This window comes from Arthrobacter sp. Y3224055 (assembly GCF_059090825.1).
The window spans coordinates 1,033,663-1,046,130 of the sequence record NZ_JBNHGB010000001.1 but is presented as its reverse complement, the minus strand read 5'-3'; the positions used below and the strand labels follow the sequence as shown (position 1 = coordinate 1,046,130).

The 12,468-nt window shown below is 69.6% G+C and carries 9 protein-coding genes and 1 pseudogene; 2 read left to right on the top strand and 8 right to left on the bottom strand.

Annotation, left to right across the window (positions count from 1 at the left end; all coding sequences use genetic code 11):
* Positions 1–5 precede the first annotated feature (5 nt).
* From AC5RTY_RS05000 to AC5RTY_RS04965, 8 genes and pseudogenes are all read right to left on the bottom strand, one after another.
* Entirely contained in the window at positions 6–1,106 is a 1,101-nt protein-coding gene (locus tag AC5RTY_RS05000) for an acyltransferase (RefSeq protein ID WP_494139141.1), read from the bottom strand.
* A gap of 91 nt (positions 1,107–1,197) precedes the next feature.
* Positions 1,198–2,283, bottom strand: coding sequence for an inositol-3-phosphate synthase (locus AC5RTY_RS04995; protein ID WP_494065354.1), 1,086 nt, complete (start codon positions 2,281–2,283; stop codon positions 1,198–1,200).
* A 129-nt stretch (positions 2,284–2,412) separates the two neighbouring features.
* The gene (locus AC5RTY_RS04990) at positions 2,413–3,660 is read right to left on the bottom strand and encodes a DUF6716 putative glycosyltransferase (RefSeq protein ID WP_494139140.1); all 1,248 of its coding nucleotides are present in this window, start codon (positions 3,658–3,660) and stop codon (positions 2,413–2,415) included.
* Entirely contained in the window at positions 3,660–4,769 is a 1,110-nt protein-coding gene (locus AC5RTY_RS04985) for a hypothetical protein (protein WP_494139139.1), read from the bottom strand. Before AC5RTY_RS04985 ends, AC5RTY_RS04990 begins: the two co-directional genes overlap by 1 nt.
* 10 nt (positions 4,770–4,779) lie before the next feature.
* Positions 4,780–6,129: a polysialyltransferase family glycosyltransferase gene (locus tag AC5RTY_RS04980; RefSeq protein WP_494139138.1), complete on the bottom strand. Its 1,350-nt coding sequence runs from the start codon at positions 6,127–6,129 to the stop codon at positions 4,780–4,782.
* The gene (locus tag AC5RTY_RS04975) at positions 6,126–7,097 is read right to left on the bottom strand and encodes a glycosyltransferase (RefSeq protein WP_494139137.1); all 972 of its coding nucleotides are present in this window, start codon (positions 7,095–7,097) and stop codon (positions 6,126–6,128) included. The genes AC5RTY_RS04980 and AC5RTY_RS04975 overlap by 4 nt, the downstream gene beginning before the upstream one ends.
* Before the next feature lie 9 nt (positions 7,098–7,106).
* Positions 7,107–8,024 (bottom strand): N-acetylneuraminate synthase family protein, encoded by a 918-nt coding sequence (locus AC5RTY_RS04970; protein WP_494092119.1) that lies wholly within the window; start codon positions 8,022–8,024, stop codon positions 7,107–7,109.
* A gap of 114 nt (positions 8,025–8,138) precedes the next feature.
* Positions 8,139–9,266, bottom strand: a pseudogene (locus AC5RTY_RS04965) (cytidylyltransferase domain-containing protein); the annotation flags it as partial.
* Between the two features lie 138 nt (positions 9,267–9,404).
* Between AC5RTY_RS04965 and AC5RTY_RS04960 the strand changes: the two are divergent.
* The gene (locus AC5RTY_RS04960; RefSeq protein ID WP_494139136.1) at positions 9,405–10,994 is read left to right on the top strand and encodes a glycosyltransferase family 87 protein; all 1,590 of its coding nucleotides are present in this window, start codon (positions 9,405–9,407) and stop codon (positions 10,992–10,994) included.
* The gene (locus AC5RTY_RS04955; protein ID WP_494139135.1) at positions 10,991–12,430 is read left to right on the top strand and encodes a phytoene desaturase family protein; all 1,440 of its coding nucleotides are present in this window, start codon (positions 10,991–10,993) and stop codon (positions 12,428–12,430) included. Before AC5RTY_RS04960 ends, AC5RTY_RS04955 begins: the two co-directional genes overlap by 4 nt.
* The last annotated feature ends 38 nt before the right edge of the window (positions 12,431–12,468 follow it).

Here is a 12,468-nt window from a genome sequence, read left to right as displayed (position 1 = left end):
GCGGTCTAGAACAGCCGCCGCAGCACGGGAATCCGCAACGCAACCAGGGTCACGGCGAAGGAGCAGGCCGTGGCCACCGAGAACTTCAGGAACAGGAGCGGCAGCGTCGGCTCGCGGTCCGGGAAGACGTGGAAGGTGAGCCACGTCAGGAACAGGTAGTGGCACAGGAACACGCCAAACGAGGCATTGGACAGCTGGACGAGCAACCGGCCCAGCCAGCCCGGCGGCTGCCATCCGGCCAGCAGGTGGTACACGGCGGCAAAGATGCACAGCGCCGCCGCGGTGACACCGAGCCCCACGTAGCTGGACGGCGTGATGACGTTGAGCAGCGGCGTGGAATCCTGGTTGATCCAGTGCCAGATGTTGAAAACGGAGAGCACGACGGCGGCGCCTCCCGCCGCCGCGGCGGCACCGCGCGGGAGGCGCACCTGGGTGAGCACCCAGCCGGCCATGAAGTACCCCAGGTAGGGAAACCACTGGGTCAGGATGTTCCAGGGGTACTGCCAGCCCCACTCGTACTGGATGCTGGCGGCTTGGAGGCTGAACAGCGCGAGGGTCAGGACCAGCACGCCGCCGGTTGCGGCGGCGGCCCGCCGTAGCCTCACCCGCTGCAGGTAGCGGGCAAGCGGCGGTGCCACCAGGTACAGGCCCAGGATCAGCCACAGGAAGTACAGGTGCGGGTACACGTGGGTGTCGAAGACGGACACCAGCACGGCGACCGGTTCGAGTTCGCGCCCGAGCATCACGTGGCTGCCCAGGAAGATGTAGGCCAGGTGCCAGGCCACGAGGGCGGGCAGCAGCCGCAGGGCGCGTTTGCGGTAGAACGCCAGCGCGCCTTCCTTGTGCGTCCGCGGCGCCAGCACCAGGGCGCCGGAGATGATGACGAAGACCGGCACCACCCAGATGAAGGCTATGTCGATGATCGCCGCCCAGATCCAGTCCGGCTGGTGGCGGCGGTCGTCGTCGCCGGCCAGCTCGCCGAAGGAGTGGATGACAACCACGCCGACGATGCTGACGATGCGCAGGATGTCCAGCGCGTAGTTGCGGCGGCGGAGGGGGGTCGGTCCTCGGAGCTCCCCGGCGGGGGACAGGGAGGGGACGGCCATGAGCCCAATCTACCCGGAAGCCGCCGCCGGCTGGCAAAAGAAGAACCGGGGCCGGGCCCCATTGGGCCGGCCCCGGTTCTTGCGGTGCGTCTTAGCGGTCGGAGTCGCCGCGGATGAAGGCTTCGACCTTCGCGCGGGCGGTGTCGTCGTCGTACTGCTCCGGCGGGGACTTCATGAAGTAGCTGGACGCCGAGAGGATCGGTCCGCCGACTCCGCGGTCCAGGGCGATCTTGGCGGCACGGATGGCGTCGATGATCACGCCGGCCGAGTTGGGGGAGTCCCAGACCTCGAGCTTGTATTCAAGCGAGACGGGGGCGTCACCGAAGTTGCGGCCCTCCAGTCGGACGAACGCCCACTTGCGGTCATCCAGCCAGGACACGTAGTCCGAGGGGCCGATGTGCACGTCGTCGTCGCCGAGCACGGCCGACGTGTTGGAGGTCACGGCCTGGGTCTTGGAGATCTTCTTGGATTCCAGGCGCTCGCGCTCGAGCATGTTCTTGAAGTCCATGTTTCCGCCGACGTTCAACTGGTAGGTGCGGTCCAGCACCACGCCGCGGTCTTCGAACAGCTTGGCCATCACGCGGTGGGTGATGGTGGCACCGATCTGGCTCTTGATGTCGTCGCCGACGATCGGAACCCCGGCCGCGGTGAACTTGTCGGCCCATTCCTGGGTGCCGGCGATGAAGACCGGCAGGGCGTTAACGAAGGCGACGCCGGCGTCGATGGCGCACTGCGCGTAGAACTTGGCGGCCTTCTCGGAGCCGACCGGCAGGTAGCAGACCATGACGTCAACCTCGGCCTTGCGCAAGGCAGCGACCACGTCCACGGGCTCGTAGTCGGACTCCACGATGGTCTCGCGGTAGTACTTGCCCAGGCCGTCCAGGGTGTGGCCGCGCTGGACCTTGACGCCGGTGGCCGGAACATCGGCGATCTTGATGGTGTTGTTCTCGCTGGCGCCGATAGCGTCGGCGAGATCCAGCCCCACCTTCTTGCCGTCAACGTCGAACGCGGCGACGAACTGCACGTCGTCGACGTGGTAGGCGCCGAACTCAACGTGCATCAGTCCGGGGATCGTTGCGCTCGGGTCGGCGCCACGATAGTAGTGGACGCCCTGGACCAGCGAGGCCGCACAGTTTCCAACACCGACGATCGCTACCCGGATGGGGTTCTCTGCCACGGTTCTCCTTCGAAACACTTCTGTAGGGCCGCCGCGCCGATGGCGGGCAGCCTATCCAGTCTACGCCGTGTTTCAACACATTGCCGGGCGCGTCCATTCCCGGGACGGTACGGAGCGCGGGTTAATCGCTCAGGCGGGCAGCCTCCCGGCGTTGCGCAGCCGCCGCACCAGCCTCAAGGCCGGCGCGGGCAGGACGGTGCGCAGCCTGGAGCGCAGCTTGCGCCGCTGCACCGCGGCCAGGCGATCCGGATCGGTCGAGAGCTTTCCGGCCCGGGCGCGTGCCGCGAAGTTGGCCAGCACCTCGTCCAGCCGCACCGACTGGGCGTGGAAGTAGTTGTCCCGCAACCAGCGCGGGTCGGGATGCCCGAACCGGCCGGCCACCAGGTCCTTCAGGTTGCCGACCAGCCCGGAACCGTCGAACACCTTGTTCAACATCTGCTCGGAGAGTCCGAAGTCGTCCAGGATGAGCACCGGCAGGCCGGCGTCGAGCGCTTCCAGGGCCGCGGTGGAGCTGACGGTCACCATGGCGGCTCCCGGGGTCAGCTGGTCCGACATGGGGCCGGTGCAGAACTGCAGTTCGTGGCCGCCCACCGCCCGAGCCGCCACCAATTCAGACCACAACTGATCGAACGGGTACTGCTCGGTGTGCGTCTGCGGCTCGCCCGCCCAGGCCCGCAGCTTCACCCGCACCGACAACTCCGGCCGGCGCCTGGCCAACGCCGCGAGGGCCTGCAGGATGGCCACGCGCTGCTCCCGCTCCACCGGAACTTTGGCCTGCGGCGCGAACACCACCGAATCCAGCGGCGTCTGCTGTGGCTCCGGACGCCCGGCCGAGGCCAGGAACGGCAGCCGCGACACCAGGATCCGCTGCGGCAGCCCCATGGCGTCGGCCAAGTCGCTGAACGCCCGGCATTCGGCGTGGCTGTGGGTGATGAACGCGTCCCCGAGCGCCCGGTAGTTCAGCGCCTTGCGGGTGGCCGGGAAGGCCACTCCCGGCAGCGCGGACACCAGGGCCGGCCGCCGCGGCATCCGGGCCGCCTGGGCGAAGATCTCTTCCACGATGGGTCCGGTGGCTGCCGCCAGCACGACGTCGGCACCCGCCAGCGCGGCCCGCAGGCCCGAGGCGGGAATCACGCGCGGCGCCTTGCCGGCCAGGAACGTCCCGGCGGTGGCCGCCTGGGTCTGCTCCAGGGTCGGAAGGATGGGGGAGCGCACCAGCAGCACCTCACGCTCCCACCCGGCGCCGACGGACTCCAGCGTGGCGCAGGCGAACTTCAGGTAGGAGTCGCTGTCGGCGACTGCCAGCAGACGGAACGGCTGGGCCGGGTGCTGCCCGCCGGCGACGGGCGCGGCGGAATGCCGCGACTCGGGGGCCATCACTTGCCTCCGTCCCGCAGGGAGCTGCTCAGGTGCCGGCGCAGTTCTTCCGTTGTCCCGGGCAGCCACCAGTCGTCCGGTACCGGCTGCCCTTTCAGCGGCACGCCGGACGGGGCCAGGATCAGGCGCAGCGAGGCCAGTACCGTGGAGGGCAGGGCGCGGACTGCCTGCCCGGGCCGGAGGCCGCGCAGGCGCATTTCCACCGGAATGGTGTGTTGCTTGACGTGGATCAGCGGATGCTCCGCCAAGGCGCCGAGCAGTTCCGGCTGTTCCCGGCGGTGTGGGAAATACGCTATCGGGCCGTCCTCGGTCAGCGACCGCACCCACTCCAGGTAGGGCTCCGCCCTGATCAGCCCGTCGGCGGGCATCGCCGAACCCACCACGATGGTCGGCTCACTGATGTTTTCGGTGACTGGCTGGGTGCCCAGCCACTCGAAGCGGTGCCGTTCCAAATGCCCGCCGAGGGCCCGGAACTTTCTCTCCACCGACGGCTGCACGGTCAAGGCCGTGAACACCAGCAGCCGGCCCTGGCCGGCCATTCTCCGCAGGGTCCACCAGGTGGCCAGGCCCAGCGCCTTGCGGCGGGTGGTCGGCACAGCCCGCGGCCGGATCAGCGGGACGGGCCGCACGCTGACCAGCATCTGCAGCAGGCTCAGCGTCGCCAGGCCGTCGTCCACGATGACCAGTTCGTCCGCGCCCACGCCGCGCAACAGTTCCGCCTGGACCTTGCCGGAGTAGGCGTCGCCGGTGACCCAGCGGTCGAGCTTTTTGTTGCGCACCGCCGGGAGGGCGGCCGCCGGCGGCGCGAACCGAACGCCGCTTGGCACCTGTTCCATCAGCGACTGCAGGGTGCTGTCCATGCCGACGGCATCGCTGCGCGGGTAGATGAGCGTGTCCCGGCCGAGCAGGCCGGCACCGTGCGCCTCCACGGCGCTGAGCAACTGCAACGGCGACTCGGCCCAGACGGCGGCCCGGCCAAAGCGCGGGCGCACCAGTTCGCTCCGGCGCCCGCGCTGCGTCTTGGACCCGACGGGTGGGCGGGTCGGATAACCCTCCGCCGCCGGTCCCAGCTGGGGAAGGAAGGCCGCGGTGATCGCTGTTTCCGTCATCGCGCCCGCCTCACGAGGCGGCCCGGGACCGCAGCTTGCGGACCGCACGCCGGCCCAGCCGTCCGACGTTGGCCAGCGGGCGGGCGGCCACGGCAGGCGGCAATCCGCCCGGCAGTTGAAGCTTGGTCAGCCGTCGCCGCTTGAAATAGCGCATGTTGGGTCCGTCCTGGATGTGCTGCAGATACGTTTCCGCACTCGGGCGGCCTGCTGCCAGCGTATCGGCCTGCATGCAGTAGGAGACGGCTTCGACCAGGTGCTGCAGGCGGCCGGCAGGGGGAGTGTCTGCCGCCTCCTGGGCCGGGGCGTGGAAGTTCCGCTCCAGGATCGCGTCGATGATGGTGACCGGCACGCGGTTGCTGTTTTCGTACGGGGTCAGCCGCTCCAGCAGCAGTTCGGTTCCTACGGCCGCCGCCTCGATGCCGAACAGGTACCTGGCGGTCATGAGGGCGGTGGAGAAACAGCTGACCACCAACCGGGGCTGCAGGCGCTGCATCACCACTTCCGCGGGTACCGGGGACTCCAGGATCTCCAGCCGTACTCCGAGGTCCTCGGCCGCCGACTGGACGGAGCGCAGGGCTGCCGGTCCGGCGTTGGGATGGGGCTTGAAGATGCAGTGCCGGATCCCCCGCTCCAGGGCCTTTTCGATCATCCCGCGGTGCAGCGCCACTTCTTCCTCGGCCGACAGGATCCCGAGCTCGGCCAGGTATTGGCCCAGCAGCAGCGCGCTGCCGGCGGCACCCGGTTGGGACCCCGGAAGCACCAGGGGCGGCACCGACCGGTCCAGCTCCTCCATCGCGCGGCGCAGGGAGGCCGGATCCACCGGCAGCAGCTTGGGATCATGCTCGCGCAACAACTGCGGGCGCAGCCCGGGGACGAGGTCCACGTACAGCAGGGAATCGAGCCGCTGGGCCACGGCCAGCGGGACGGGGTTGCGGGTGGGCCCGTAGCTCATCAGGCCGTCCGAGTGTACCGAGACGGTTGCCTGGGCGAAGGTTCGGGCCAGGGCGACCGCAGGGTTGACCTGGATGGACTCGACGTAGAGACGGACCGGGTCGTCGCCCAGGTCCCATTCCGAGCGCAGCAGCCTTTGCCACAGATCCAGGTCCTGCTCGCGGGGATTGAACTGCCCCGGCCGCCGCGGCCAGAGCAGCTTGCCGAGGTCCACCACGCGGTCGAACCTGCGGGCGGCGTTGGCGAAGCCCGGCGACTCGTGGAACGGGACGGTGATCTCCGGAATCAGTGCGTTGTTGGTCAGCACCAGGATGCGTTCCGCACCAGTGGCCGGCACGGTCCCGTCGTCGACGGCCGCGGCCAGTGAGACGACCTGATAGAGCGTTGATACGACGAAAAGTTCTTTCACTTCACTGGTCCGATCGCTGTTTCCAGCTTCTGGCGCCGGTTTTTGTCCATGCCCGACAGACAGCTGCCGACGGCGGGGGCCGGGAGGCCGGCCACAACAGCCCGGATACCGGACGTCAGTTCGCGGCGGACGGCCCTGGTCATCTTCTCCGACCGATCGAGGTGATGGCAGGCGATGGCCAGGAATTGCCGGATCGCCTTGGGCCGGAAGCGGTCTGCCTCGCGGTCTGCGGCCACCAGCCGGAAGACCTCGGCGTAGCTGCGCAGGAAATCCAACTGCCGGCGGTCGAAGATCTGGCTCAAGGAGGTCGCGACGCCGCGGCGATAGAAGGCACCCAACTGGTCCGAAACCGCGTAGGAGGTTGCCTCCAGGTGCAGCCGCCAGATCCAGGGACGGTCCTCGGCGGTATGCAGGCCGTCCACAAAGTGCAGCAGCCCGGCCTCGCGCAGCGCGCCGTCGAAGATGCCGAAGGGCGCGAACGGGTAGTCCACCATGGATGAGGCGTCCATGGGTCCGATGTCCCGGCGGGGATCGAGGGCGACGCCGCGCACGGCCTGAGGTGCCCGATGAATGGTCCGGATTCCCCCGGCGTGCCGCACGTGGTCCACCCGCAGGAAGTCCACCCCCAGCTCCCTGATCTCCGCCGTGATGCGTGACAGGTGGCCGGGCGCGTACCAGTCGTCCGGGTCAAGGAAGGCGATGTAGCGTCCCGTGGCGGCGTCCAGCCCCTTGTTGCGGGCCGCCGCCAGCCCGGTCGCGGCGTCGTTTCGAAGGATGTGCAGGCCGGGGAGCCGGCCGGTGAAGGCGGCGGCCAGCTCCCCGGTCCCGTCGGTGGAACCGTCATCGATGACGATGATTTCCATGACCGAGGGATCATCGAACTGGCGGGTCAGGCTGGTCATCGCGTCACGGATGAAAGGGGCCTGGTCTTTCGCCGGGATGATGACGCTCAGTAATGGCTGGTTCATGGCGTGTGCTTAGCCGTCCACCCGGCGCAGGCGGGACAGCGGCGCCAGCTCGCCCGGGAAGACGCGCTTGACGCCGTCGCCCATGGCTTCTTCCAGGATCCGGATGTCGCGGATCAGCGCCTCGAAGCCCTTGGGCTCCAGCGAAGAGGCCTGGTCCGAGCCCCACATGGTCCGGTCCAGGGTGATGTGCCGTTCCACCGTCACCGCGCCCAGGGCCACGGCGGCCAGCGAGATCTGCAGGCCGCGTTCGTGCCCGGAGTAGCCCACCGGCACCTGGTAGCGCTCCTGCAGTGTGGTGATCATGCGCAGGTTCGCCTCTTCCGGCGGCAGCGGGTAGGTGGAGGTGGCGTGCATCAGGATCAGCTTGTCCGTGCCCAGAATTTCCACGGCCTTGTCGATCTGTTCGATCGTGGACATGCCGGTGGACAGGATCACCGGCTTGCCGGTCTCGCGCAGCGCGGTGAGCAGTTCGGTGTCGGTCACGGAGGCGGAGGCGACCTTGTGGGTCAGGGCTCCGGCTTCCTCCATGAACGCGACCGAGGGCACGTCCCACGGCGAGGCGAAGCAGTGCAGGCCCCGGTCGGCGGCGTGGGAGATGAGCTTCTGATAGATCGGCATGTCGAACTCGACCCGGTACCGGTAGTCCAGGTAGGTCATCTCGCCCCACGGGGTGGAGCGCATCTTGTCCCGCATGTCAGCGGGGGTGGAGATCTCCGGGGTGCGCTTCTGGAACTTGACCGCGTTCGCGCCGGCCTCGGCGGCGACATCGATCAACTGCTTGGCGATCTCGATGTCGCCGTTGTGGTTGATGCCGATCTCGCCGATCACGTAAACCGGCTGCCCGGCACCGACCTGCACGTCGCCAATCGCGACGGGCGCCGGGGAACCGGCGGGAACATTGACGGAAACGGTAGCTTCGGTAGTCATCTGTGCACTCTCTCTGGTTGTTGCTGTGGTGGCTTGTTGAAGGCGGCGCGGGCCGCCGGCACCGCTGTGGGCGGCGAGGATGAGTTCGCAGATCTCGCGGACCGCGCCCTCGCCGCCGTGATGCTGCAGCACGGTCCGTGCCGCGGCTTTGACCTCGGCGCGGGCGTCGCCCACAGCCACCGGCCAACCAACGACGCCCATGGCGGGCAGGTCGTTGACGTCGTTGCCCACGTAGGCAACCCGGTCCGGGTCCAACCGGTTCACGGCCATCCATTGGCGGACCGCTCCGGCCTTGTCCGAGACGTCCTGGAGGACGTCGATGCCGAGCTTCCCGGCCCGGGCGCTGACCACCTTGTTGCGTTCGGTGGACAAAATCAGTTGCGGAATTCCGGTGCTGCGCAGCCGGGAGATTCCCATGCCGTCCTCGCGGCTGACGCGGACGAACTCTTCGCCCTCGGCGTTCACGAAGGCGTGGTCGTCGGTGTGGACGCCGTCGAAGTCCATGACCAGGGCGTCAACGTCGACGGCGCCGGCCGCCGCGGCGCCCGCCGCCTCGGCGCATGCCGGGCCGGCCAGTGCCCGGACCACGGCCAGGTCTTCGGGCGAGTCGATTTCGATCGCCTGCCCGGCCGGCACTTCCTGCAGCTTCAGCCGGCCGAAGAAGCGGTGCCCGCGGTCGAGGAAGCCCGCGGTGCGCATGGCGTAGAACGCCCCTGTTTCGCGGTACTGCGGCCGGCGGTCCTGGCGGCGGGGCCGCACGTCGGCGCGGTGCCCGACGGCGGTGACGGCACCGTCGTCGTCAAGCGACCAATGGAACGCGTGGCTCTCGGTGACGGAGAAGGCGACGTCGGCGCGGTCTTCCAGCACGTCCAGGACTGCCCGGTCCAGGTGCTCCGGCTCGATGAACGGCGAGGTGCACTGCAGCAGGACGGTGACCGCCGGCTGCCGGGGCAGCGAGGCGAGCACGTGGAGCACGGCGGATTCGCTGCTGGCGGTGTCTCCGGAGAGCTCCGCGGGGCGGACGACGACGCGGGCGCCGCAACGTTCGGCTTCGGCCGCGATGTCCGGATGGTCGGTGCTGACCACCACGTCGGTCACCGACGGGGCCGCCAACGCGCTGTCGATGGCGCGGGCCACTAGGCTCCGGCCGGCCACGGGCATCAAATTCTTGAACGGGATTCCCTTGGAACCGCCGCGGGCCGGGATGACGACCAGGACTTCCCGGGGATCGTTGTAACTCATTGGAGTCACGGTAGGAAGCACCGGTAACGGCCCGGGGTGGACCAGGTTACGGGAAGGCGTGCAGCAGCGGACGAAACGGGTAACCTGCCGCCGGGCCCGGATCAGCGGCCGCCGGGCCCCCGACAGTAGTCTTGGACCATGCCCGGGTCCCGCTCTTCGCGCCGCACGCCGCTGCGCATCGTGGTGCCCAGCCGGAACGACCCGTTCCTGAAGCAGTTCACAGAACTGGTGGGCGGACCGCTGGGCCGGCACAGCGCCCCGGGCCTGGTAGCGCCCGGATTTTTCACCGTGGAGCGGGTGCTGATCATCTTGACCACGGTCGCGGCGCTGCTTTCCGTCCTGGTCAAGACGCCGTGCCGGCTGGCCGGGTGGGAGCTGCCGGATTATTTCTACATGGGCTGCTACTCGGACTGGCCGGTGCTCTTCGAGTCCCGCGGGCTGGCCGGCGGAGTGATGCCGTTCGTCACCGCGGGAAGTTCCTTCGAGTACCCCGTGCTGCTGGGCCTGGTGGCCGGGGTCACGGCGTGGCTGGTTCCCGGCGAGGGCGCGTCCCCCGAACGGGCCTTGGCCTATTTCGATATCAACGCCACCCTGGTGGCCGTGGTTTGGCTGGTCACCGTCATCGCGACGGCGCGGATGAGCCACCGGCGGCCCTGGGACGCGGCGATGGTGGCGCTGGCACCGGGCATTGTGCTCGCCGGGACGATCAACTGGGACCTCTGGGCGGCAATGCTGGCGGCGCTGGCGATGCTCGCCTTCGCCCGGCGCCGCCCGGTCCTGGCCGGAGTGCTCATCGGCCTCGGCGCCGCGCTCAAGGTGTATCCGGTGCTGATCCTCGGTCCCATCCTGCTGCTGGCGGTGCGCACCGGCAGGTACCGCCCCCTGGCCCGGGCCGCGCTGGCGGCCGCCGCGGTATGGGTGGCGGTCAATCTGCCGTTCATGCTGCGCGACTTCGGCGGCTGGTTCCACTTTTTGGACTACAGCCGGCAGCGCGAAGCCGGTCACTCGTCCCTCTGGTACGCCTACAACCTGATGGCGCAGCGGCAGCAACTGCCCGTCCTCAGCCCCGAATTCATCAACGCCGCCTCCCTCCTGCTGTTCGCGGCCGCCTGCGCGGGCATCGCGCTCCTGGCCTGGGCGGCGCCGCGGCGCCCGCGGATGGCGTCGCTGGTGTTCCTCGTGGTGGCGGCCTTCGTGCTCACCAACAAGGTCTATTCGCCGCAGTTCGTGGTGTGGCTGGTCCCGCTGGCCGTGCTCGCCCATCCCCGCTGGCGCGACTTCCTGATCTGGCAGTTTTTCGAGGCGCTGCACTGGTGGGCCACCTGGATGCATCTGGGCCAGGTGACGAGCGGCGGCGAAGCGGCACGCAACCTGGACACGCCGTACTACGTGCTGGCGGTCGTCGCCCATATAGCAGCAACGGCATACATAGCAGGGAAGGTGGTGCGTGCCATCTGGCTGCCGGAGCATGACCCGGTCCGCCGGGTGGACACCGACGACCCGCAGGGCGGCGACTACGACGAGGCGCCGGACAGGTTCACGCTGCCGTTGCCGGGTGCCGTCAGGGGGAGGGGCGCGGGCCCGGCAACCGCTGGCGGGAACGGGCAGGCCGAACATTCTTCGCCAGGCATAGATGCCGTGCGGCGGCCCTCGACCTGGCCCGGCCTTGCCGGTGAGGCCGCGCAGGCCACAAGGTTGAAGCCCCAGCGGGAAGGAGATCCAACGTGACGGACGTAGCGGTAGTCGGCGCCGGGCCGAACGGGTTGGCGGCGGCCGTGATCATGGCGCGTGCTGGCCTCGGGGTCACGGTCTTCGAGGCCGCAGCCACGCCCGGCGGGGGCTCCCGCACGGTGGAATTGATGGAACCGGGCCACTGGCACGACGTCTGTTCCGCGGTACACCCGATGGCGGCGGCCTCGCCGTTTTTCCGGGACTTCGGGCTGGACCAGCGGATCGAACTGCTGGTGCCGGAGGTCTCCTACGGACAGGTGATCGACGGGGCCGCCGCGGCGGTGGCCCACCGCGACCTCGACCGGACCGTGGCCGGACTGGGGGCCGACGGCGGCGCGTACCGGCAGCTGATGGAACCGCTCGTCGCGCGGACCGGCGCGCTGCTGGAGTTCACCATGGACCAGCTGCTCCAGGTGCCCGCGAGCCCGGTCACGGCCTTCCGGTACGGGCTCCGCACGCTGGAGCAGGGCTCTCCCGCCTGGAACCTGCGCTTCAAGGAACAGTTCGCACCGGCGCTGCTGACCGGCGTCGCCGCGCACACCCCCGGCGGGGTGCGCCGCCTCTCGTCCGCGGGCGCGGGGTTGATGCTCGGCGCGCTCGCCCATGCCGTGGGCTTCCCTCTGCCCGCCCGGGGGTCGCAGGCCATCATCGACGCCATGGTCGAGGACCTGAAGGCCCACGGCGGCCGGCTCGAGACCGGGCACCGGGTCGCGTCGCTCGCCGAGCTGACCGACGCCGAGGCGGTGATGCTGGATACCTCGCCCACCGAACTGCTGCGGCTGGCCGGCGGCCGGCTCCCGTCCCGCTATGCGCGCGCCCTGCAGCGCTTCCGCTACGGACCCGGGGCGGCCAAGGTGGACTACATCCTGTCCGGGCCGGTTCCGTGGGCCCATCCGGACCTGCGCCTGGCAGGCACCGTTCATCTGGGCGGGACACGGGAACAGATGGCAGCCTCCGAGCGGGACATTGCCCGCGGCCGGCACTCGGAAGACCCGGTGATCCTGACCGCGCAGCCCGCCGTGGTCGATCCGTCCCGGGCGCCGGCCGGGCGCCACGTGCTCTGGACCTATTGCCACGTTCCGGGCGGTTCCACCCGGGACATGGAGCCGGTCATCACCGCTGCGCTGGAGCGCGCCGCCCCCGGCTTCACCGACTTGGTGGTGGATTCGGCCAGCATGTCCGCGGCGGACTACGAGGCCTACAATCCCAACTACGTCGGCGGCGACTTCGGAACCGGGGCCGTCAGCCTGCTGCAGCTCGCGGCGCGCCCGGTGCTGAGCCGGAAGCCCTGGCAGACCCCGCTGCACGGTGTCTACTTATGCTCGGCCGGGACACCGCCCGGCCCCGGCGTGCACGGCATGGCCGGCTACCGCGCCGCCGAGCTGGCCCTGCGGGAGCAATTCGGACTGGCTGTGCCGTCCCTGAGGCCGTAAGCCATGGAACAGCGGGCGGTGCCGGTGGAAGATGGTCC